The organism is Acinetobacter sp. OYA S30, from assembly GCF_033599315.1.
In the GTDB taxonomy this organism is placed as follows: domain Bacteria; phylum Pseudomonadota; class Gammaproteobacteria; order Pseudomonadales; family Moraxellaceae; genus Acinetobacter; species Acinetobacter baumannii.
Genome location: NZ_JAWVAV010000001.1, coordinates 223,360 through 247,117, shown reverse-complemented (window position 1 = coordinate 247,117; position 23,758 = coordinate 223,360). Strand labels below are relative to the sequence as shown.

Annotated in this window: 21 protein-coding genes; 11 read left to right on the top strand and 10 right to left on the bottom strand. The window is 40.2% G+C overall.

The window, feature by feature from the left end; all coding sequences use genetic code 11:
• Window positions 1–661 precede the first annotated feature (661 nt).
• A complete protein-coding gene (locus R5R67_RS01175; protein WP_000689274.1) occupies window positions 662–1,960 on the bottom strand; it encodes an EstA family serine hydrolase in 1,299 nt (432 codons plus the stop codon).
• Window positions 1,961–2,172: 212 nt separating this feature from the next.
• On the opposite strand from R5R67_RS01175, the gene rpsO reads away from it, so the two are divergent.
• From rpsO to R5R67_RS01160, 3 genes are all read left to right on the top strand, one after another.
• Window positions 2,173–2,442 carry a 30S ribosomal protein S15 gene (rpsO, locus tag R5R67_RS01170; RefSeq protein WP_001229357.1) on the top strand — a complete coding sequence of 90 codons (270 nt, stop codon included), beginning with the start codon at window positions 2,173–2,175 and terminating at the stop codon, window positions 2,440–2,442.
• A gap of 257 nt (window positions 2,443–2,699) precedes the next feature.
• Complete coding sequence (gene pnp / locus R5R67_RS01165; protein ID WP_171061239.1) at window positions 2,700–4,787, top strand: polyribonucleotide nucleotidyltransferase; 2,088 nt, start codon at window positions 2,700–2,702, stop codon at window positions 4,785–4,787.
• Between the two features lie 84 nt (window positions 4,788–4,871).
• The gene (locus R5R67_RS01160; RefSeq protein ID WP_001198553.1) at window positions 4,872–6,083 is read left to right on the top strand and encodes a magnesium transporter CorA family protein; all 1,212 of its coding nucleotides are present in this window, start codon (window positions 4,872–4,874) and stop codon (window positions 6,081–6,083) included.
• A 246-nt stretch (window positions 6,084–6,329) separates the two neighbouring features.
• Here the strand turns inward: R5R67_RS01160 and R5R67_RS01155 are convergent, their stop codons facing one another.
• From R5R67_RS01155 to R5R67_RS01130, 6 genes are all read right to left on the bottom strand, one after another.
• Window positions 6,330–6,659, bottom strand: coding sequence for a chaperone modulator CbpM (locus R5R67_RS01155; RefSeq protein ID WP_000207458.1), 330 nt, complete (start codon window positions 6,657–6,659; stop codon window positions 6,330–6,332).
• Window positions 6,660–6,670: 11 nt separating this feature from the next.
• The gene (locus R5R67_RS01150) at window positions 6,671–7,627 is read right to left on the bottom strand and encodes a DnaJ C-terminal domain-containing protein (RefSeq protein ID WP_001107916.1); all 957 of its coding nucleotides are present in this window, start codon (window positions 7,625–7,627) and stop codon (window positions 6,671–6,673) included.
• A 150-nt stretch (window positions 7,628–7,777) separates the two neighbouring features.
• Window positions 7,778–8,389 (bottom strand): LysE family translocator, encoded by a 612-nt coding sequence (locus tag R5R67_RS01145; protein ID WP_001105725.1) that lies wholly within the window; start codon window positions 8,387–8,389, stop codon window positions 7,778–7,780.
• A gap of 137 nt (window positions 8,390–8,526) precedes the next feature.
• Window positions 8,527–9,402 (bottom strand): Hsp33 family molecular chaperone HslO, encoded by an 876-nt coding sequence (locus R5R67_RS01140; RefSeq protein WP_001281765.1) that lies wholly within the window; start codon window positions 9,400–9,402, stop codon window positions 8,527–8,529.
• 165 nt (window positions 9,403–9,567) lie between these two features.
• A complete protein-coding gene (locus R5R67_RS01135; RefSeq protein WP_000008979.1) occupies window positions 9,568–11,409 on the bottom strand; it encodes a monovalent cation:proton antiporter-2 (CPA2) family protein in 1,842 nt (613 codons plus the stop codon).
• A 76-nt stretch (window positions 11,410–11,485) separates the two neighbouring features.
• Window positions 11,486–13,714: a primosomal protein N' gene (locus tag R5R67_RS01130; protein ID WP_000156655.1), complete on the bottom strand. Its 2,229-nt coding sequence runs from the start codon at window positions 13,712–13,714 to the stop codon at window positions 11,486–11,488.
• 148 nt (window positions 13,715–13,862) lie between these two features.
• Here R5R67_RS01130 and gspF point away from each other — a divergent pair, with 148 nt between their 5' ends.
• From gspF to R5R67_RS01110, 4 genes are all read left to right on the top strand, one after another.
• Complete coding sequence (gspF, locus tag R5R67_RS01125) at window positions 13,863–15,068, top strand: type II secretion system inner membrane protein GspF (protein ID WP_001112089.1); 1,206 nt, start codon at window positions 13,863–13,865, stop codon at window positions 15,066–15,068.
• 23 nt (window positions 15,069–15,091) lie between these two features.
• Window positions 15,092–15,673, top strand: coding sequence for a type II secretion system major pseudopilin GspG (gene gspG / locus R5R67_RS01120; protein ID WP_000865307.1), 582 nt, complete (start codon window positions 15,092–15,094; stop codon window positions 15,671–15,673).
• 267 nt (window positions 15,674–15,940) lie between these two features.
• On the top strand, window positions 15,941–16,285 hold the full coding sequence (locus R5R67_RS01115; RefSeq protein ID WP_000643176.1) for a hypothetical protein: 345 nt from the start codon (window positions 15,941–15,943) through the stop codon (window positions 16,283–16,285).
• Between the two features lie 143 nt (window positions 16,286–16,428).
• Window positions 16,429–16,767: a tRNA-binding protein gene (locus R5R67_RS01110; RefSeq protein ID WP_000434937.1), complete on the top strand. Its 339-nt coding sequence runs from the start codon at window positions 16,429–16,431 to the stop codon at window positions 16,765–16,767.
• A gap of 1 nt (window position 16,768) precedes the next feature.
• Here the strand turns inward: R5R67_RS01110 and lnt are convergent, their stop codons facing one another.
• Both lnt and R5R67_RS01100 read right to left on the bottom strand, forming a co-directional pair.
• Entirely contained in the window at window positions 16,769–18,328 is a 1,560-nt protein-coding gene (gene lnt / locus R5R67_RS01105) for an apolipoprotein N-acyltransferase (RefSeq protein ID WP_001203098.1), read from the bottom strand.
• Complete coding sequence (locus R5R67_RS01100) at window positions 18,325–19,164, bottom strand: HlyC/CorC family transporter (protein WP_001154809.1); 840 nt, start codon at window positions 19,162–19,164, stop codon at window positions 18,325–18,327. The genes lnt and R5R67_RS01100 overlap by 4 nt, the downstream gene beginning before the upstream one ends.
• A gap of 184 nt (window positions 19,165–19,348) precedes the next feature.
• Here R5R67_RS01100 and tusA point away from each other — a divergent pair, with 184 nt between their 5' ends.
• Both tusA and R5R67_RS01090 read left to right on the top strand, forming a co-directional pair.
• On the top strand, window positions 19,349–19,606 hold the full coding sequence (gene tusA / locus R5R67_RS01095; protein WP_000003406.1) for a sulfurtransferase TusA: 258 nt from the start codon (window positions 19,349–19,351) through the stop codon (window positions 19,604–19,606).
• Window positions 19,607–19,748: 142 nt separating this feature from the next.
• Window positions 19,749–20,129, top strand: a complete 381-nt coding sequence (locus R5R67_RS01090) for a hypothetical protein (RefSeq protein ID WP_001000885.1) — start codon at window positions 19,749–19,751, stop codon at window positions 20,127–20,129.
• 86 nt (window positions 20,130–20,215) lie between these two features.
• On the opposite strand, the gene R5R67_RS01085 is transcribed toward R5R67_RS01090, so the two are convergent.
• Window positions 20,216–21,928 (bottom strand): electron transfer flavoprotein-ubiquinone oxidoreductase, encoded by a 1,713-nt coding sequence (locus R5R67_RS01085; protein WP_009518782.1) that lies wholly within the window; start codon window positions 21,926–21,928, stop codon window positions 20,216–20,218.
• A 186-nt stretch (window positions 21,929–22,114) separates the two neighbouring features.
• Between R5R67_RS01085 and R5R67_RS01080 the strand changes: the two genes are divergently transcribed.
• Window positions 22,115–22,726, top strand: a complete 612-nt coding sequence (locus R5R67_RS01080; RefSeq protein WP_000248028.1) for a DUF1285 domain-containing protein — start codon at window positions 22,115–22,117, stop codon at window positions 22,724–22,726.
• Between the two features lie 48 nt (window positions 22,727–22,774).
• Window positions 22,775–23,641 (top strand): glutamate racemase, encoded by an 867-nt coding sequence (gene murI, locus R5R67_RS01075; RefSeq protein ID WP_000125350.1) that lies wholly within the window; start codon window positions 22,775–22,777, stop codon window positions 23,639–23,641.
• The last annotated feature ends 117 nt before the right edge of the window (window positions 23,642–23,758 follow it).

Genomic DNA, 23,758 nt, shown 5'->3' with positions numbered 1-23,758 from the left:
TTGCTGCTAGAGAACCCACCCTGTTTTTGAGATTATAAACGCACAACGAGCTTGGCAAGGAATGTCGGGCAAAATCGCACAATAATAATAACTTAAGTCGAGAGACTGCGAACTTACAATGATGTAGGTGAATAAAGAGGAAACTTACAGCCGCTAAGCCTTGTAGTTTTGGGAGAGACTACAGGGCTTTTTTATATTTAAGTCTTAACCCCACCAAAATATCTGAATAAATCTTTAGATGACTCACCCTATTTCTTGCTTATATTATCAATTATTTAACTCAATAATTTTTAATATATTTATTTATAATATGATTCTTAAATAAGCATTTTTCGCGTGAATTGTTAAGTTAAATGTTATACAGAACCGTATGTTATTTAGCATTTACAGATAAACGATAAATATTAGACAGACCTGTACGTTTTTGCTTACATGATGATAAGAAAAATACTACTTTTCTTCATAATTGGATATGACAAAATACATCCCATAAGGAAATAGAACTAAAACAACGGAAGTGAGTAAAACGAGAAGAAGGATGTGGAAAGCATCTCACACATAACAATAAGAACAGTGATAAACACGATAAACAACAACTACAGCGCCAAAAACCCAAGCAGAAATGCTTGGGTTTTTTATTTTGTCGCTGGGTTAATTTTAGCTATACCAGATCGGTTTCATGCGAATCACTACCAAATAGTGAACGGCGTTGATCTCTAGGAATTCGTGGGCATTGAGTCGAAATTTGATAAAGCAGATTGGCTAGAGCAGGAAGGTGTGTACCGACCACAGATTTGCCAGTGGTTAACAAAGAAACGCTGATATCACGCTCTGGGTCGGCCCAACACAAAATATTGGAAAAACCGAGGTGACCAAAAGCTTGTCCAGTCATTGGACCAAATAAGCCTACCGGATTACTGCCTAGCATTGGTCCTAAGGCATAGCGCATCGGTATTAATAAAGTTCGGTCAATGTTAACTCCTGTGGTAGGGAGTGTTGCTCTAAAAATTGTTTTCTCGCTTAAAATTTGTTTGCCTTGGTAGCTTCCCCCACTTAAAAGCATTTCAAAGAAATGTCCAGCTTGTTCTGCACTGGTATAAATATTACCAGCGGGACAGGTGGTATCCATAAAACGGCTATCATTAGTGACATCTACAGCGAGTTGTAAGCCTCCACCTAGTACATGATTGAGATAATGATCCGTTCCTAAGCGAGGATGTAAACCTGTTGCACAATTAAGAGCAACTTCAGCACGATATTCTGGTTTTAAGCCATAGTTAAAATAGGGCATATCCATCGGTTTCTCGATAGTCTCATGCACGAATTGGCGAAGGTCTTGCCCTGTAACCCGTTCAATAATTTCTCCCAAGATATAACCCGCCGTTACTGCATGATAGGCGAGGTGATTTCCCGCTGGAGAAACAGGTCTTGCTGCGTATAAGCGCCTTAAAATTTCATCTTTATCAAAAAGCAGTTCAGGTGTGGCATCTCCATCAACATAAGGAATACCTCCACGATGAGATAACAAATGAAAGATTGTCGCGCGGCGCTTTCCGTTCACCCCATACTCGGGAATATAATAGCTCACCGGGTCAAGTAAGTTGATTTCGCCTTTTTCATCTAAAAGATGAATTAACATGGCAGTAATCATTTTGGATGCTGAAAATAGACAAACGGGAGTATCCGGCGTTGCGATGAGTGCATTCTCTTGCAGACCAGCCGGCGAGTTTCCTTGAGCATAGCCAATGCTTCGATTTAATAAAATTTTCCCCTGTCGACGTAAGCAAAAAGTAATGAGCGGATAGTTTCCGGTTTTATAGAGTGACTCAATACTTTTCCAGATTTTTTGAACTTGCTGTTCACTCATTCCACCTAGTTCGGCAGGTACTTCATCTTTATGATGAATGACCGATTCAAGGTCATTCGGTACCGGACAGGTATTGGTCGAAAATATTTTCACACGTCCCTCGCATTTCTTTCTTTTTATTCAAGGCCAAGTGTGCAGGGTTAAGAGACTGATGTCAGTGTCTAAAATGACAGGTAACAGAAAACAATTTTGCAATCCATATATAGATACCTTAAAATAGGCAACTTGCTGTAGTGATGCACGGCAGTCAGTTGCGCTCAACTGATTCATATCATTTTATTTTTTAAGCATCTCGGAGAAATCGAATGGCTTTAACTAATGCAGACCGCGCAGAGATCATTGCTAAATTTGCTCGCGCTGAAAACGACACTGGTTCACCAGAAGTACAAGTAGCTTTATTGACTGCTCAAATCAATGATTTACAAGGTCACTTCAAAGCTCACAAACACGACCACCACAGCCGTCGCGGTTTAATCCGTATGGTTAACCAACGTCGTAAATTGCTTGACTACTTAAATGGTAAAGACCACGAGCGTTACACTGCTTTGATCGGTGCTTTAGGTCTACGTCGTTAATTCGATTTTGCTTTGTTTTCGGTTTATCGCATGTTGCTATGCTTTGTTTCTGAAAAGAAAGTTTCGTCTAATAAACCATTAGGCGATTTATAGAAGGGGCGCTTGTGCGCTCCTTCTTTGCGTTTAATATTATTTAAAATTTTTGGTCTAGTGTGATGGCTTCTAAGCTTTGTCATTTACCTACCGATAGTTGTAGCCTGAATGCCAAACCTTAGGGGTCTCACTAGAATAAAATTAGGAAAATACAATACATGTCAATGTTTAACATCGTTCGTAAAGAATTCCAATTCGGTCAGCATCAAGTCGTTTTAGAAACGGGTCGCGTTGCACGTCAAGCAAATACAGTTTTAATCACAATGGGTGGTGTAACTGTATTGGTAGCAGTAGTTGCTGCTCCAACAGTAAAAGCTGGTCAGGATTTCTTCCCTTTAACAGTTAACTATCAAGAAAAACAATATGCAGCAGGTCGTATCCCTGGTGGATATGGTAAGCGTGAAGGTCGTGCTTCAGAAGCTGAAACTTTAATTTCACGTCTTATTGACCGTCCAATTCGTCCATTGTTCCCAGAAGGTTACTACAACGAAATTCAGGTAACTGCAACTGTGGTTTCTTCTGACAAAACGATGGAAGCTGATATTGCAGCAATGTTAGGTACTTCTGCTGCGTTGGCAATTGCAGGTACTCCATTCCGTGGTCCAATCGGTGCAGCACGTGTTGGTTTAATCAACGGCGAATATGTTTTAAACCCGAATTTTGAGCAAATGGCTCAGTCTGACCTTGACCTTGTGGTTGCTGGTACAGAGTCTGCTGTATTGATGGTTGAATCTGAAGCGAAAGAACTTTCAGAAGACCAAATGTTAGGTGCGGTTCTTTTTGGTCATGACGAAATGCAAATTGCAATTCAAGCGATCAATGAATTTGCAGCTGCTGCTGGTGCGAAACCATCTGAATGGGTTGCTCCTGCACACAACGAAGAATTACGTGCAAAATTAAAAGAAGCATTTGAAGCAAAAATTTCAGAAGCTTATACCATTGCAGTAAAACAAGATCGTTATGCAGCATTAGATGCACTTCATGCTGAAGCTGTTGCTCAATTCGTTCCTGAAGAAGATGTAGACGGTATTGCTGACGAAGTAGACTACTTATTTGAAGATCTTAAATACCGTACCGTACGTGACAACATTTTATCTGGTAAACCACGTATTGATGGCCGTGACACCAAAACTGTTCGTGCGTTAGACGTACAAGTGGGCGTACTTGAGCGTGCACACGGTTCTGCATTATTTACACGTGGTGAAACTCAGGCGTTGGTAACAACGACTTTGGGTAATACTCGTGATGCATTAATGGTTGATACCCTTGCTGGTACTAAAACTGACAACTTCATGTTGCACTACAACTTCCCTGCTTACTCAGTAGGTGAAACAGGCCGTGAATCTGGTCCTAAGCGTCGTGAAATTGGTCATGGTCGTTTAGCGCGTCGTGGTGTTCAAGCAGTTCTTCCTGCAGCTGACCGCTTCCCGTACGTTATTCGTATTGTATCTGACATTACTGAATCTAACGGTTCATCTTCAATGGCTTCTGTATGTGGTGCGTCATTATCACTTATGGATGCAGGTGTTCCGCTTAAAGCACCAGTTGCTGGTATCGCAATGGGCTTAGTGAAGGAAGGCGAGCGTTTCGCAGTACTTTCTGACATTTTAGGTGACGAAGACCACCTTGGTGACATGGACTTTAAAGTAGCAGGTTCTGCAAACGGTATTACTGCACTTCAAATGGACATCAAGATCGAAGGTATTACTGAAGAAATTATGGAAGTTGCATTAAACCAAGCATTTGCTGGTCGTATGCATATCCTTAATGAAATGAACAAAGTAATTTCACGTGCTCGTCCTGAAATCTCAATGCACGCTCCAACATTCGAAGTGATTACAATTAATCCGGATAAAATCCGTGATGTTATTGGTAAAGGTGGTGCAACAATCCGTCAAATCACTGAAGAAACTAAAGCTGCTATCGATATTGAAGATAACGGTACAGTTCGCGTATTTGGTGAAACTAAAGCTGCTGCTAAAGCTGCAATTGCGAAAATTCAAGCGATTACTGCTGAAGTTGAACCAGGTAAGATCTACGACGGTAAAGTGATTCGTATTGTAGAATTCGGTGCGTTTGTAAACATTATGCCGGGTACTGATGGTCTTCTTCATATTTCGCAAATCTCTAATGAGCGTATTGCGAACGTAACTGATGTTCTTAAAGAAGGTCAGGAAGTAAAAGTACAGGTTCAAGACGTTGATAACCGTGGTCGTATCAAATTGACTATGAAAGATATTGAGCAAGCATAATTGCTTAACACACTAAAAAAGTCCGCTTGATGCGGGCTTTTTTTATGGCATGATGCAAGTAATACACCAATAGATCGACATGGTATGCAGGTTTATTATTTTTATCGTCATCAAAGCGACGGCTATGTTTTTTTAAGCCGTGAAAAGCACACTGAACATATTCTGGAGTTTTTCTGGATTGATAGTGTGAGATCGGATGTTGTGAGCCAGAATGAAGAATGGCAACAAAAAATTCAGCAACTTGCAGATGTATCCATTAATGAGTTTCATATGCGAGATATTGCGAATATCGAACATCCTTGTGCATTTGATACGCTTGAAGAATATGACCTGCTTATTTTTAGGAAGCTCGTAACGCCGGATGATGAAATTAAAAATGGCGAATCACATGAGAGTGTATTTGGTTTAGCCACCACACCGATCAGTTTTATTTTTACGCCTAAAGTACTTATTAGCGTACGTGAGCAGGGCAACAAGTCGATTGAAAATTATATTCAGCGCCTTGAAAATATTTTATGTAAAACTCTCGAAGAGCAAAATAAAACCCGTAAGCTGCCTAATTCACCTGTAGATCTGTGTTTACGTCTGCTCAATAGTATGGTGGATGGTTACCTTGATATTCGTTCACCTTTGACCAGAAGGGTCGAACATTGGCAACAACAGCTATTACAAGGGAATCGGCGTTTTAAGCAGTGGCATCAACTGTTTCATGAAAATATGGCCTTTCAACAGGTTGAAAATCTATGCGAAGAACAAATCGAAACCTTACAAGAGTTTCGTGATGAAATTGTAGAAAACTATCATCATGTTATTGGAGAGAAGACGCATAGTTCTCAAGACCTTTTATTAGTGCGTTTAAACGATTTAATGAGTCATGTCGAACGTATTCAAAAACATACTTTACGTTTACGTAGTGCGATTCAATCGGCAATAGATTTGCATTTCTCGGCAATTGCTAACCAGACCAATGAGAACATGCGTATTCTTGCCATTATTACTGCTGTATTTGCGCCGCTTACGCTTTTAACGGGTATTTATGGAATGAACTTTGAATTTATTCCCGGGCTTAAATCACCAGTAGGTTTTTGGATTATGCTTGGGGTTATGCTGCTAAGTACCATTTTATTGCTCTACTATTTTTATAGACAGCATTTGGTGGGGCGTGGTGAAAAAAGTGTGATTGATTTACTGGCGCAGCAGCATCGCCAAGATCGTATGAATTTGTTTTGGTTTTTGGAATACGAACCGATTAAGCAGACTTTGAAGGAAGTGGAAAAGATTACTCGGTTGAAGTAAATTTTTATTTCTGCACGACGGGGTCTTGCTGACTTGTTATTTAATATAGTCATGAACCTTCGGTTCGACCTACTTTTGTTTCGGCAAAAGTAGGCAAAACCATTACCATCTGCAAAACCTGTTCAATACCTATTTTTAAATAACAGTATTACAAAACCATTATCTGATTGATACCACGCAGGTTGCAGATGGCTTTCCCGACTATCAGATTTCAACTAGGGTTTTATGCTGTATTAATGCTATTCCTCAATGAAAATGCTTCAACTGTTTTCTAAGTTGTTGCACTTCATCAATCAAATCTAACATCACCGCAACAGCTGCAAGGCTTGCATCAAAGTCACGTTGCAAACGATATGCTTTACGAGCGCGAATAACATCTTCACCCATGAATTGATGTTTTTCAGGTGGAGTATCAATCGCTAAAATATCGTACTCAATGAGCTCTAGAATCCAGTCTGGGCTTTGACCACAGGCTTGAGCAAACTGTTGCAAGTCAAATGTACATTGTTCATCAACGACTTCAGCACTAAAGGTGTGGCCGTCACATACAATTTCTCGATAATGGATGGTTGTCATGATCTTGCTCCCTAATGAGATGAACGAGGTTCGAATGAAGCAAAGGCTTCTGCCAATTGCTGATAGGCTTCTTTTTCTTTTTCAGAATGCGCCGGTGGGAATACAATATTTAAAATTAAATAAAGATGGCCTGGCGTTTTATTTGGTATCCCTTTGTCTTTTAAACGTAGCTGTTGTCCTTGTTTTGCATTTTTAGGTAAATTGACGTGTAAAGGTCCTGCAGGTGTTTTTACTTCAATGCCTTGCCCTAATGCGGCTTCCCATGGGGCTACATCTACAGTCAAATATACATCACTGCCTTCGACATGCACACGATCTGTATCTTTATATTGAATCTCGATATAAAGATCGCCGTTGGCACCACCATTAATACCACTTTGTCCTTGTCCACTTAGGCGAATTTGCTGTCCTTCTTTCATGCCTTTAGGTATTTTTACCTGTAAGGTTTTTCGTTGTACCTCTGGTTCACCATAGGCATTAATGGTTGGAATTTGCAGTGTGATATGTTGTGTTGATCCATGGTAAGCAATATCAAGATCGACCTCTATGCTGGCATGCTGGTCTTCACCTCGATAACTACGTTGTTGTCTTTGATATTGCTGTTGTCCACCACCAAAGCCTGCACCAAAGCGTCCAAATAAGTCTTCAAAGCCACTAAAGTCTGCTTGCTCGCCGCCTGTAAAACCTTGACGATAAAATCTGGCACCATCGAAACCACCTTGAGCTGCCCCTTGACCAAAACCATTAAAACCTTGTGGGTGGTCTAACATTTGGTCGTATTCAGCTTTTTTCTCAGGGTTGCTTAGGGTATCGTAGGCAACATTAATTGCCTGCATCTTTTCTTCTGCATCTTTTTCTTTGCTGATGTCGGGATGATATTTACGAGCTAATTTCCGATACGCTTTTTTAATTTCATCAGCTGAGGCTTCTCGTTTAACCCCTAATTCTTCATAATAATTTTTAGCCATAATGTTTTATCACGATGGTGTTGTTTATTTCATTATGAAACGATTTTTAAAGCTTTCAATGAGCTAGATTGTATAAGAGTTGTTCTCGTGCGAAATAAGGCGAGCAAAATAAAAGAGACATCGAACTGTGGGAGCTATGCCTCTCATTGTTTAAATGAATGTCTGATATAAACCGTAAACGGCAATAACTAACAGTAATAGACCACATAAACCGAGGATCTTCGGGTATAAATGGCTGTTCGAGAGGCGGCGGAAAAATATATAGACTAGAGATAGCGTTAAAAAGTCTAAAACTATCCATGTCAGCGTAAGAATAGTTAGACTTAAATCTAGATGAGGTGAAATAGAAACAAATTGCGGAAAGAAAGCTGAAAAGAAAATAATATCTTTAGGGTTTGAAATACCCACTAAAAAGCCTTTTTTAAAACCGCCATTTTGAGCAGAAACGGTTTGAATTGCTTCAGGATGAGGAGCTTGAATGACTTCTTTGAGAATACTAAAACCCAAATAACCAATATATAGGCAGCCTAAAACACGAATAATATTTAAATAATTTTCATTAATACCCAATACGCCTTTAAGTACGAGTACTGAAATAAAAATTAAAACGAGAGAGGCAAGGTTTGTACCAAAAATGGTTTCCAGTGCTTTTTTATAACCACCTTTAAGTCCGGCACTTGCCACTAAAATCATGACAGGACCAGGGGTCGCAATCATAATAATGACACTAAAAATAAAGAGAAAATAATCAAAATAATTCATGAGATATAAGCATCTTATTTATTGGGTTATCAAGTAAGCTCATATTAACTGATTTAAAATAACATGCTGAAAATTATCATCAAAAAATTATAGATAAATAAAAAGGCGGATTGCCCGCCTTTTTATGAAGTAGGTGATTAACTCAAATGTTCACCAAACAGACCCAGTGCCTCTTCAGCAGTGAACTCATAACGGGTGTTACAGAACTGGCAATCCATTTGAATCGGGTTTTGTGCTTCCAATGTTTCATGAACAGCATCAACACCAATTTGAATGAGGGCTTTGGCACAGCGTTCTTTAGAACAAGTACAACCAAATTTTAAGTGTTCAACTTCTGGTAAACGTACTTCTTCTTCGTTATAAAGACGATACAAAATCTCATTTGCTGAAAGCTCTGTCAGTTCTTCTGACTTAAGCGTTTCAGTTAGCATGGTTAAACGTGGCCATAAATCTTCATCAACCAGTTTTTGCTCTTCCTCATCATGACGAGGTAATAACTGAATGAGCAAACCACCTGAGCGCTGTGCGGTGCTTGCCAGTACAATTCGGGTTGGAATTTGTGCAGACAAGTCATAGTACTGCATTAAACAGCCTGCTAAATTTGCTTGATCAAGAGGTACAATCCCTTGATAACGCTCACCATGCTCAGGTTCGATGTTAATAAATAAAACAGGGTTAACCAAAGCCGCTAAAACAGTGCTGCTATCTGTTGCTTCACCAAAACGTGGATCTGTTTCGTAGTCTGCTAAAGCACGAACTTCGCCTAAATGGTTACATTCTGCCATAGCCCATTTGAAAGAGCCGTTAGCCTGGATTTGCAAGCTGATACGACCTTTGATTTTTAAAGTACTCGCAAGTAATGCTGTAGCGCTCAACATCTCGCCTAATAGAATTTGAACCGCAGGCATGTAGTCGCGTTGAGCTAAAATAGTTTTTAATGCTTCTTCTAGATGAACCACTTCACCGCGAACAGGAAAGTCCTCTATATAAAAGCGTTGGCGTAAATCAGACATAATATTCTCCAGGGCCCTAAGCAGATTATAACAATTTCGGTTTAATCAGGCTTAGGGAATGCAGCGAAGCTGCAAGCAGGACAACGGCAACTCTTGTACCGATTGTCGCAATCATTTAGGCAATGTGAATAAGTCCTTAATATAGCCATTTTGCGAAATCTCAAGTTATTCTTCGTGATCTCGTGTAATGTCGATACGATTTGGTTGTAAATGACGCTTTAAGTTAACGTCGTGCTTCGATGTGGCTTGTTGTGCATCGCTTTCAAATAGGTGTTCAAGCTCTGCCAGAGCATTACGATGGGTTTCAAAAACCTTTTGTTCATCGGTATAAATGCTTTGCTGCTGTATGAGTAATTTCTCATCATAATCCCGAAAGATTTCGATATTGTTATAAGCTTGTTCATCGGAAATACCGAGTTCGCGTAAAGCACGATAAGCCATACCTAATGATGATAAATAGGTTTCACGCCAAATATGTTCAACACCTAAGTCTCTTAACAGGTGCACATGGTGGCGGTCACGAGCACGAGCCAGTAATTTTAGGTTTGGATAGTTCAATCTAAGATGACGTGCGACATTCATAGAGTCTTCGACATCATCAATTGCTAAAATAAATACTTTCGCTTTTTCAATCCCTGCTGAGCGAAGTAAGTCAGGCTGGGTGACATCACCATAATAGAGCTTACCGCCGTAACGTCGAACAAAGTCCACTTGATGAAGATTGTTATCGATGGCAGTAAATCCTAAGTGCTGTAAGCGGGCAATACGCGCAATAATTTGTCCAAAGCGCCCAAAACCGGCAATGATAATTGGGTTATCTTGCTGAGGAATCTCATCATATTCAGGTGGCAATTCTTTATGAAAAAGGGGAATGATCTTACAGGCCATGATCCAGTAAATCACTGGGGTAAGGACCATTGATAAGGTCACAATCAACGTGACAGGCTCTAATAAGGCATCCGTTAAAATCTTTTCACTTTTTGCTAGGCTCAAAATTACAAAAGCGAATTCACCGCCTTGAGCCAAGCAAGTCCCGAGTAACAAGCTATTGTTCCAACTGTACTTTTTATAGCGGGCAATGGCAGTTAAAACGAGGGTTTTGATGACGAGTAGGCCGATTGCTCCACCAATAATGAGCCAAGGCATTTCAATCAGTAACGACAATTGTGTCGTCATACCTACGGTCATAAAGAATAAGCCAAGTAAGAGCCCTTTAAACGGTGCAATACTCGCTTCAAGCTCATGACGGAATTCTGAGTCGGCTAAAAGAACCCCGGTAAGGAAAGCACCTAATGTTGTGCTAATGCCTAAAGTGTCCATCAGTAACACAACGGCAAGAATAATAAATAACCCTACAGCCGTAATCAGTTCAGTCGCACCACTCTTGGCGACAAAACGGAAAAATGGGCGCATGACATAACGGCTAAATAGGAACAAGCCGGTAAAAGTCGCGATGATGGCTGCAAAATAAGCAATACCATGATGGGTAGATTCGGTTCCTGCCAGAAGAGGAATTACCGCAAGTAATGGAATTGCTGCAATGTCTTGAAAAAGCAAAATTGAAAACGATTGCTGACCGTAGGTGGTATTGAGCTGTTGTTTCTCAGTCAGAAGCTGTAATACAAAGGCCGTAGAAGACAGCGCAAGCGCAAAACCAATCACAAAGCTGGCAGCAAGGTGTTGTTGAAATAGCAGCAATACGGTGAGCATAAGAATTATGCCCGTAATCACGACCTGTAAACTTCCCATCACAAATATGGAGTCACGCATTTCCCACAAACGTTGCGGGCGGAGCTCTAGACCAATCAGGAACATAAGTAAAATGACCCCAAATTCAGCCAACTCCATAATGGCCTCAGGGTCATGGGCAATATTTAACACACTCGGGCCAAGAAGTATGCCCGTAAATAAATAACCTAAAACTGTTGCAATCCCTAGGCGTTTGCCCAAAGGGACTAAAATCAGAGATGCTCCAAGAAAAATAGTTGCTTGCAGTAGGAATGACATTCATTGCCCCGAATGTATTGATCTTTTTTAAGTGTAAAGGGAAAAAGTGTTCTTCACACCATGATATTCAAATCGTCTAACTAAATTCTTGCGGGTCAACATCAATTGAGAGTCTGAGTTGATGCTGTCTTGGCGCATGGACCAACTGAGCCCACCATTGTCTTAAGTAAAAATGCAGACGAGCGCGGTCAGCAGACAAAATCACCATATGTGCGCGGTAACGTCCTGCTTTACGTTCCATTGGCGCTGGAATTGGTCCCCAGATATCAACAATATCACCTGCTATTTGGCGAAGTTGCTCGGCAGCTTCATTTAAAAAATGCAAGGTATAGTCGCGATCTTTCGATTCAGCGCGTATAAGTACGGCATAGCGATAAGGCGGCAGTAATGCAACTTTACGCTCAGCCAATGTTTGTTTCGCCACTGCCCGATAATCTTTTTCAATAAGTGTGGTCAATAAAGGGTGATCTGGCCTTAAAGTCTGTAAATAAACATGACCCTTATGTTCTCCACGACCTGCACGACCAGCCACTTGTACAATCAATTGAGCAGTACGCTCTGGCGCTCGAATATCGACACTCAATAAACCTGCATCGATGTCTAAAATAGCAACCAAGGTCACATGCGGAAAATGGTGACCTTTTGCCAACATTTGCGTACCGAGCAAAATCGAAGGTTTATTTTGTTGAATGCGATCATAAATTTTTTGCCAGCTACCGACTCGGCTGGTGCTGTCACGATCGACCCGAATCACATCATGATCTGGGAATAATTCTTGTAAATGCTCTTCAACCTTGGCTGTGCCAGCACCTAAAGTTTTGAGGCTCTTTTGCTGACACTCAGGGCATTGGTCTGGCAAGCGATGAACGGTGCCACAGTGATGACAATGTAAGTAAGAGTAGGGCTGAGTGTGCAAAGTAAAATGTGCATCACAATGAGGACAATTCGCTTGCCAACCACAACTTTCACAGACTAGAACAGGTGCATAACCACGACGGTTTAAAAAAATTAAAACCTGTTCTTTTCTTGCTAGGGTATTTTTAATCTGTTCGATTAAAGGCTGACTAATACCATGCTGTTTTTTGACAATTTTAAGATCAATCAAATGCATTTTTGGTAAAAGCGCATGGCCTGCACGCTGGTTCAGCTGAAGTGCAGTTAACTTGCCAGTTTCGACTAAGTGATAACTGTCAATGCTTGGAGTTGCTGAACCTAAAAGAACAGGACAGCCTTGTAAATATCCTCGGTAAAGTGCGACATCACGAGCATGGTAACGGAAACCTTCTTGTTGTTTATAAGAAAGGTCATGTTCTTCATCTAAAATGATCAGGCCCAAACGTGGCAGCGGGGTATAAATGGCTGAACGTGTTCCTAAAATAATAGAGGCCTTTCCAGTCTGTGCTTGTTGCCATGCTTGTAGGCGTTTAGAGTCATTTAACCCCGAATGTAATAAAGCAATGTCGCAGTTAAAACGAGACTTAAAGCGCGAAATAGTTTGAGGGGTTAAACCAATTTCAGGCACTAACACCAGTACTTGCTTACCTTGCTTTAGCACCTCATGCATGATGTGCAAATAAACTTCGGTTTTACCACTTCCAGTTAAGCCATCTAGTAAAAATGCTTGGTATTGATGCTGTGCATTAAGGACGTGCTGGGTGGCCTTCTTTTGGTCTTCATTGAGCGTGAGTGGCATTTGCGCCAATTGCACAGGGGATGGACTAAAGTCATGAGGCTCAAGCGTACAGTCTACGAGACCTTTCTTTTGTAGTGCTTTAAGCGTAGCCGTTTCTACACCACTTAAATTGAGAATATTTTCAGTGGTTCCGGCAGGATGTAATTTTAAAATTTGATAAGCATCTTGCTGTTTGATTGAGCGTTTTAATAAAGCTTCGGCATTGTCACATGGAATGATTTTCCATAGATGAAATAAAACATCCATGGGTTTGCCCTGACGCAATAACGCAGGTAAAGCAGTCTGCATTACCTCACCAATCGGAAATTGGTAATATTGTGCTGACCATGTCAATAAATTTAAAACTTGTTCATCTAAAATAGGCTCATCATCTAAAAGTTCAGAAATGGCCTTAAGCTGAAAGTTACCTGTAAATGATTCTTGTGGGTCAACTTTTTCAGTAATGATACCAATCAGGTTTTGCCGTCCAAATGAAATTGCGACGCGTGAACCTACTTGAGCCCGTTCATATTGTGCTTTGGTGAGTGTATAGTCAAAAGTGTCGTACAGATGCACAGGTACGGCAACACGCACACGATAAACAACTGAATCAGGCTTTGGCGTTATGGTCATAGAGGCTCATTTCGTCAATTTTAAAAAACGGCATAGCGTCGTGAAGAGGACTTGGGTATTCTACACAGGCTATAGAATGAATATGAATGATTGCGTAGCATAGATGCAACAGCAGCGACTATTATTTTTGGAAAATTAGAACATTACCATGCCTGCATATCAATTTACTGCTATTGATGCTTCAGGGAAGCAGCAAAAGGGGGTGCTTGAAGGAGACTCGGCACGTCAGATTCGCCAACAATTACGCGATAAAGCATGGACTCCGATTAGCGTTGACCCGGTTGAACAAAAAGATAAGCATCAAAGCCACGGATTATTCCAAAAAAAGTTTAGTGCTTACGATTTGGCGCTCATGACCAGACAGCTTTCGGTTTTGGTTGCTGCTGCAATTCCTTTAGAAGAAGCTCTCCGCGCCGTGAGCAGACAAAGTGAAAAAGCACATGTGCAAAATCTTTTACTCTCAGTTCGTTCAAAAGTATTGGAAGGACATTCACTTGCACAAGGGATGCAACAGTCCGGGCGTTTTCCTGACCTTTATATTGCTACTGTTGCCGCAGGTGAGCGTTCAGGACACTTAGATCTCATTTTAGATCAGCTATCAGACTACACCGAGAACCGTTTTGCCATGCAAAAGAAAGTTCAAGGTGCCATGATTTACCCAATCATTTTAATGCTGATGTCTTTCGGTATTGTGATGGGATTAATGACTTATGTGGTCCCAGAGATTGTAAAAACCTTCGATCAAAGCAAAGATGCCTTACCATGGATTACAGTTGCTTTAATGAAAGCGAGTGATTTTATCCGTCATGCATGGGTATTTATTATTCTTTTTGCAATTGTAGGAGTAGTGGCTTTTGTCCGTTTTTTAAAAACTACTGCGGGACATTATGCTTTTGATCGATTAACACTCAAATTGCCATTATTCGGTAAACTATCCCGTGGTATTAATGCTGCGCGCTTTGCCAGTACTTTATCTATTTTGACTCGTTCAGGCGTGCCATTAGTAGATGCCTTAAAGATTGGTGCTGCTGTGACCAATAACTGGGTTATCCGTGATTCAATTTCCCAAGCGGCTGAACGTGTTACCGAAGGCGGTAACCTCGGTACGCAACTGGAGCGCAGTGGTTATTTCCCACCAATGATGGTACAAATGATTCGAAGTGGTGAGGCATCAGGTGAGCTTGACCGTATGCTTGAACGTGCGTCGACCATGCAAGACCGCGAGGTGACGACATTTATTTCAACCTTATTGGCATTACTTGAACCGCTTATGCTGGTGTTAATGGCAAGCATCGTACTGGTTATTGTAATTGCGGTTATGCTGCCAATCGTAAATATGAACAATATGATTTAATAACTTTGATATTAGAGATAATGATGAAAGTAAAAAATATTCAAAGCGAAACAGCGATGAAACAACATAGTGAATCTGTGGTTTCAAATCAGTTTGAACCAACGTGCCATTCCGAGCATAGCTCTGTATCAGATGTTTGCTCTTCAAGTGCTTTCGGACTTGCGACATGTTCGAGCCGTGCTCGAATGAAACGTGCCTCGGGCTTTACGCTTATTGAAGTTATGGTCGTGATTGTAATCTTAGGCGTGTTGGCTGCTTTAATCGTACCGAACGTCATGGGCCGTAGTGAAAAAGCTAAAATTGATACGACTCAAATTACCTTGAAAGGGGTTGCGGGTGCCTTAGATCAATACAAGCTCGATAATGGGCATTTCCCAACCATGCAAGAAGGTGGTTTAGATGCGCTTATTAATCAACCTGCTACAGCAAAAAACTGGATGCCGGGTGGTTATGTGAAAGGTGGTTATCCTAAAGACAGCTGGAAAAATGATATCCAATATGTCGTACCTGGAAAAGACGGCCATCCTTTTGATCTATATTCATTTGGCGCAGATGGTAAAGAAGGTGGTGAAGGTAACGATGCCGATATTTATTATCAGCCTTAATTAAAATGTAAGAGAGATTATCGATTCGGTTAATAAGATAAAACAATAATCCGAATTGATAATCTTTCTTAATCATAAAAAATATAATAATGCATTGAAAATAAAGTGAAAAAATTAATATATAGATTTGAGATTTAAAATAAGAATTATTCCCATATTTAATAGTTACAAGAAAGTTAAAATATAAGAGAAAATAAGCTATATATTTAAATAAAAGCTTTGCATAATAAATAAAAAGCACTTTATTCAATGAATGGGAGAGATTAAATGAAAGCATTTCTCGTACTTGATGAGCTGAATCAGTTTCATTGGGCGATGCTTAAATCTGTCCTATTGATTTTAGCATTATTACCTATTGCTGAAGTTTCATTAAAGCTATGGTTGAGTACTGAGGGAAGTAGCCAAATCATGATTGGTTTCTTTGCCTTAAGTATTGTAAGCGCTTGGTTAATGGTGAGCTTTTTTACCGCATTAAAAACGAGTGTATGGCAAACTAAACAGATGACTTCTAAATACGAACAATTGCTTTTTAAAGCTTATCGTTATGTGCCGATGGTTTTTTTATCGAGTTTAGTTGCTTATTTATCTTTGCAATTATCGATTGCTTTTTAATCTTATTTAAACCCAAATTTTTAAATAAAACGTAGACTCAACGTCTACGTTTTATTTTTTAACTGGACTTAAAACAGGGTGTTTCTTCATTTGTACATATTATATGCTTCAAATCAGCAATTTAAGAAGATGAGAAATATGAAATGGAACAAATCGAGTGGAATGACTTTTTAAAAGTAGAACTGCGCGTTGGTAAAATTATTCAAGCTGAGGTTTTTGAAAAGGCGCGAAAACCTGCCTATATTTTGCATGTAGATTTTGGTGAAGAATTGGGTGTACGTAAATCGAGTGCACAGATTACTAAACTTTATCAACCGCAGGATTTGATTGGTAAATTAGTTGTTGCGGTAGTGAATTTCCCTAAAAAGCAAATAGGGCCTATCCAATCGGAATGTTTGGTAGCAGGGTTTCATAATGCAGATGGGGATGTAGCACTTTGTATCCCAGAGTTTGAAGTACCTCTGGGTACAAAGTTATTATAATTTAGCGACGTGATTTGTAAGACACATCTACTTTACGTGGACGATAAATCCAACCTAAAACCAGCAGTAATATTGCAAATCCTAAAATTGGATAATCACCTAGACGGTTATAGAGAGTTTGTCCTTGCATGGCTGGTAAATCGCCTCTCAAGACAAACTCTTTATCAATCGGTGCTTGTTCGGTGATATGACCATTTTGATCAATAAACGCTGTTACACCTGTGTTAGTTGCACGAATAAACCAGCGACCATTTTCTTTCGCACGCATCTGCACCATTTGTAAATGTTGCCATGGGCCAGCTGTTCCGGTAAACCAAGCATCGTTAGATACAGTTACCAAAAAGTCGCTATCTTCTGCATTACGACGTGTCAGATTCGGGTAAGCCACTTCATAACAAATTGCAGCCGCAAGCGCGTGCCCTTTAATTAAAAGTGGTTTCTGATCACTCTCACCACGTGTAAAACCGCTCATGCTAATATCATTTTGCATGGCTGGTAAAACCCAAGAAAGCAAACCTGACAGCGGAATATATTCACCAAAAGGTACGAGACGCTGCTTTTTATAAAGGCCGCTTGAATCGCTGCCAGAGGCCATAATACTGTTGTAATACAGTGGACTTCCGACTTGATGCGATTTCACTACATCCCAATAAGGTATGCCAGTTACCCAAGCGGTATGGTTCTTTTTAGCTTGTGCATCCATTGCATCCAAAAACGGTTCAATGTCGGTTTGGAAGAGTGGAATTGAAGACTCAGGCCATACAATGAGGTCACGGCCCCATTCAGATTGAGTCAAACCAGCATAAATTTCTAATGTTCTAACTTGATATTCGGTTAGCCATTTTAAATCTTGTGGAATGTTACCTTGAATGAGCGAAACGCTAAGCGGTTTGGTAGCTTTAGGTTGTACAAACTGAATATATGATGCTCCCCATGCACCTAAAACCAATAGGGCAGCAGGGATAACCCAGAAAATACGCTTACGTAGAACTTCAACTAAAGCACACGCCAATACAATGACTACGAAGGAAATTGCATAAATACCAAATAGCGGCGCATAACCATCGAGTAAACGTTCAGTAAAAGCATAACCTACAAACAGCCAAGGGAAACCGGTAAATACCCAAGTTTTAGCCCACTCAAAAATAATCCAGAGAGGGGCGAAAGTCAGTGGTGTTTCAGGGAAGAAGCGTCGATAAACCCATGTCTGAAATGCTGTAAATAAGCCCATTACAAGGGCCATAACCGCAATCATACATACGCTTAGAAAAGCATTGGTATCGCCATATACATGGATCGACGTATAGAGCCAGAAAGCCCCTACAAACCATAAACCAAAACCATAACTCCAGCCAATTGCAAATGCTTGTTTGGCTGAGCGGTTATGCAATGTCGCATAGAGTAGGGCAGGAGACAAAATTGCCAGCCACCACCAATAATAAGGTGCCAGTGCAAAACTGAACACGGCACCTGAAAATAAAGCAATGAGCAATGGAAAAATTAAAGGAAGCTGTTTTTGTTGTTGCGAAGAATCTAACAGCTTTTCAAAGTATGCTCTCATTGACGTACAGCTCGAATCAGATGAATAGTGCGGGCATCTGCTTCAACAATCGTAAATAACCAATTTCCAAGCTCAACAGTCTGACCTTGTAAATCACTAACTAGACCAATTTCTTGAAGCAATAAACCGCCGACAGTTTCTACTTCATCGTCAGAAAAATCAGCATCTAAAACAGTGTTGAAGTGTTCAATTGGTGTAAGTGCCTGCACCATCCATGCATTCGCTATTGTATGGTCGTTATCTGGAACAATATACTGTGCATCTTCATCCGCAGTATCATGTTCGTCTTCAATTTCACCAACGATCTCTTCAAGAATATCTTCAAGCGTAACCAGTCCCGCTGTTGATCCATATTCATCAATCACAATCGCGATATGGGTCTGGGTGTGCTTAAGCATACGAAGAACTTGATCTGAACGTGCACTTTCAGGCACAAATAATGGCTGACGCATGAGCGAGCCAATATCTAATTTAGTATTTGGTTCAGTCAAAAATGGTAGTAAATCTTTTGCCAGTAAAATACCAACAACATTATCAGGTTGGTCAGCTGAGAAAACTGGAAAACGTGAGTGAGCAGACTCAACCAATACGTGAAGAATATCAAGTAACTGATCATCTTCTTGCATACTGATCATTGCTGTTCGTGGCGTCATGACTTCACGAATTTTTGTAGCAGGAAGGTCAAGAACACCTTCAAGCATGGCAACAGTATCAGGTTCTAAAAAACGACGTGAATTTTGGACTAGTTTTAATAATTCATCTCGGGTTTCTGGCGCTGTACCTAACCACTTTCGTAAGCCTCGCATACCCCACGACGGACTCGGTTCCTCTTGCATGATCTTTCCTAAAGACTCAATGTATCAAATGAATACACTGATCATACCGAAGAAAAAGCCCTTATGCATCTATAAAACAAAGTAAAAGACAAAACACATATTGTTATGTAAATGCCAGTTACAGTTCATAAGACAGTGATGGGTTTATGCTAAAATGTGAAAATTCTATTTGTTCGAGTTTGTTATGTCAGAACAACCTATTTCACCTACTGTACAACTTAATACGCGTGGTTTACGTTGTCCGGAACCTGTCATGATGCTGCATCAGGCGATTCGCAAAGCAAAATCAGGAGATGTTGTTGAAGTGTTGGCGACTGACCCTTCGACTTCTTGGGATATCCCTAAGTTTTGTATGCATTTGGGACATGAACTCCTATTAAAAGAAGAAGTTCTAGATGAGCAGAACCATAAAGAATACCGTTATCTGGTACAAAAAGGATAGAACAACAAAAATAGAATAGAGCTTCTATCCACACATATTAGAAGCTCTATTAGAAATTAATTTTTAATTTAAAATGATAATATTTTTCAAATAAGAATCGTTATATAATTCTAAAAACTAAATATTTAGATGCCTTGATAAAGTGAATGATTATTTTGTAAAACAGAGTTTAATTATATGTCTTTGGTTTTTCTGTATTGCAGGTTTGTTACGTATTGAAGTTTCTTGGTTATCCGAGAATATCACTATCTTAATTCTATTTATTTTGATCACTCTTGGTTCAGTTATATTAGGTTATAGCAATACACATTTTGCTCCTGTACCTAAAGTTAAAATGAGTTTGATCTTACACACAAGGTTTATGGGGTTTTTACTAATTCTCGATTTATTATTTGGTAAATCAGTTTGGTACTTCGATTTAGCGCGAAACTTTGGTTTTCTCGGCTTATTTTTATTAGGCACATTTATTTTCTACAAAAGGAATCTTAATTTAAACGTAGCAAAAATCCCTCCTTTTGAATAAGCTGATTCCAATAAAAAAAGCCCCGAATAATCGGGGCTTTTTGTTACACCTTAGGATATGAGCCGCAGTTAAAGCGGCGCAAGGAATTACATGTTAGGGTAATTCGGACCACCACCACCCTCAGGTGTTACCCAAGTAATATTTTGAGATGGGTCTTTAATGTCACAGGTCTTACAGTGAACACAGTTCGCTGCGTTAATCTGGAAGCGTTTAGAGCCGTCATCATTTTCCATGATTTCGTAAACACCAGCAGGGCAATAGCGCTGAGCAGGCTCATCCCATTTCGGTAAGTTCACATTCACTGGAATTGAAGGATCAGTAAGCTTCAAGTGAGCTGGCTGGTTTTCTTCGTGTACAGTGTTTGAGATAAACACAGAAGATAAACGGTCAAATGTAAGCTTGCCATCTGGTTTTGGATAGGTTGGCTTGAAGCTCGTTGCATCAACAGTTTTCAATACAGCGAAGTCTTGTTTCAAGTCATGTAAAGTGAATGGCACTTTAAAGACGTTTTGGTCAATAAAGTTAAATGCACCACCAATCCATTGCCCAAACTTATGCATTGCAGGGCCAAAGTTACGAGCGTTATAAAGCTCTTCTTTTAACCAGCTGTTGTTAAATTTGTCTGTGTAAGAAGTTAATTCTTTAACGAATAAATCTTCGCCTTCGGTTACACGAGCAACCGCAAGATCACCACCTTTTTCAACTCCGGCAGCAATTGCTTCAAATATAGCTTCACCACATAACATGCCTGATTTCATGGCAGTGTGTGAGCCTTTGATTTTCGCAAAGTTTAAGAAACCTGCATCATCACCAATTAAGCAACCACCCGGGAAAGTCAATTTAGGTAAAGAGTTGAAACCGCCTTTCACTACAGCACGTGCGCCGTAAGAAATACGTTTACCACCTTCTAAATACTGTTTGATGAGTGGGTGAGTTTTCCAGCGCTGCATTTCCATGAATGGGTACATGTGTGGATTTTCATAAGACAAGTCCACAATCATACCCAAAGTCACTTGGTTGTTTTCAGCGTGGTATAACCACCAACCACCAGAAGAACCAGTTTCAGACAATGGCCAACCAGCACCGTGCATCACTAGACCCGGTTTATGTTTTGCTGGGTCGATTTCCCAAAGTTCTTTAATCCCGATCCCGTAATGTTGAGGATCTGCATCTTTATCAAGATTATATTTTGCAATTAGGCGTTTACCTAAGTGACCACGGCAGCCTTCAGCAAAGAGAGTGTATTTAGCGTGAAGTTCATAACCCGGAGTAAAGTTATGTGTAGGCTCGCCATCTTTACCAATACCCATGTCACCAGTTTGAATACCTTTTACAGTACCGTCTTCATGGTAAAGCACTTCAGATGCAGCAAAGCCAGGGAAGATAGAAACTTCTAATTCTTCAGCTTTTTGACCTAACCAGCGAACAACGTTACCTAGCGAGATAACATAGTTCCCATCATTGTGCATGGTTTTAGGAACCATCCAGTGAGGTGCTTCTTTAGAGGTAGTTTCTGAAAGCAAGAAGAATGTCTTGTCTTCAGTTACAGGTACGTTAAGAGGCGCACCTTCTTCTTTCCAGTTCGGGAAAAGTTCATTAATAGCACGCGGTTCAAGTACAGCACCAGATAAGATATGCGCACCTACTTCAGAGCCTTTTTCAACTACACAAACTGAAAGATCGGGTAAGTTATTTTCAATCGCTAATTGACGGATCTTAATCGCAGCAGATAGACCTGCAGGTCCTGCACCTACGATGACAACGTCAAACTCCATCGATTCACGTTCGATGTGTTCCATGTAGGACTCCTCAATACTTAAAGGTGGCAACCGTAATGTCAGATCATCCGGTGCTGCCGTGAGTGTTTTAATCCATAGGCGCAAATATGCTATTGTGCCTTTTATCGTTTGGGCTAGTATAGTTTTAAACCATGATCTAGCCAATTGGCTGAGTCGTCATATTTTTTCGTCAGCAAGGCATAAACTATGGTAAATCAAAATAATTCCCCATCGGATATGGGAAAAATACCGTTATCTGATGATAAAAACTTAATGAACATTGCACAATACTTAAAAGGTGTACAGCAAAGTCACAAAAGGTCAATCCCACCTTTAGAGCAATGGCATCCAAAGCATTGCGGTAAAATGGATTTAACGGTGAAAGCCAATGGAGAATGGTGGCACGAAGGTCAATTAATCAAGCGCCAAGCCCTATTGGATTTGTTTACCAAAGTCCTATGGAAAGAAGAGGGTAAATTCTACCTGAAAACCCCTGTAGAACAAATTGAAATCGAAGTTGAAGATGAACCTTTATTAGTCAATCAGGTAGATCAGATTGAAATTTCAGGTGATGAGTTTCTACAACTGACGACGACCAATCAGGATGTGATTTTAGTTGATGCAGAACACCCGATTTTTATGCGGGAATATGCAGGGGAGTTGCGCCCTTATGTCCATGTTCGATTTGGTATTAATGCGCTTATTCAACGTCAGGCTTTCTATCATCTCGTGAACTATGGAACACTGGTCGAAAATGATAAAGGCGAAACCATTTTGCAGTTAAAAAGTGGTAATTTGCACTTGCAATTAGGCACTTGAGGTTTAAGCTTTATAGAGTGAAATTTTCCGACACTCTTTAGTACTGCCATGACAGCCATACAGCCTTTATTTACTGAATTAGAACCTATGCCTAAAGCATTAGCAGATGCCCCAATTGGTATTTTTGATTCAGGTATTGGAGGTATGTCGGTTGCAGCAGAAATTGCCAAATATTTGCCAAACGAACGTATTGTGTATTATGCAGATACAGCCTATGTTCCGTATGGTCCTCGCTCTGATGAAGAAATCAGAGAGCTAACGGCTCGTGCCGTCGACTGGTTATATCGTCAGGGCTGTAAAATTGCGGTCGTAGCTTGTAATACGGCTTCCGCATTTAGCCTTGATCATTTACGAAAACATTATGGCGAACACTTCCCAATTGTTGGCTTGGTACCGGCACTAAAACCCGCAGTATTACAAACTCGTTCTAAAGTGGTTGCAGTATTGGCGACACCAGCTACTTTTCGTGGCCAACTCATTAAAGATGTTGTCGAAAAGTTTGCTGTTCCGGCGGGTGTTAAAGTGATGACTCTAACGAGTTTAGAGCTTGTCCCTTGTGTAGAAGCAGGGCAGCAAATGAGCCCTGTTTGTTTAAATGCATTAAGAGAAGTTTTACAACCTGCAGTTGAGCAAGGCGCGGACTATTTGGTACTTGGTTGTACGCACTATCCGTTTTTAAATGAAGCTATTCATCATCTTTTTGATAACCAATTCACACTGGTTGATTCGGGTTTGGCAGTTGCCCGACAAACAGCCCGTATTTTAATAAAAAATGAGTTATTATGTGACCAAATACGTCAGAATGTTGCACGTATTGAATGTTATGTAAGTGGTAATAATGCAGATGTATTACAACCTGTTTTACAAAATATGATTCCACAAGAATTGACATGGACGCTGCACAATCTGAGTTGAGCTCTGTTGTAGGCATTCAGAAGAAAGCGTTTTTTTATATTTATTTTTCTTATTTGGGGCGGTTCATAATCTTGGCTGATTCAGGCCATATCAAGATTATGGGGCGATAAGGGTATT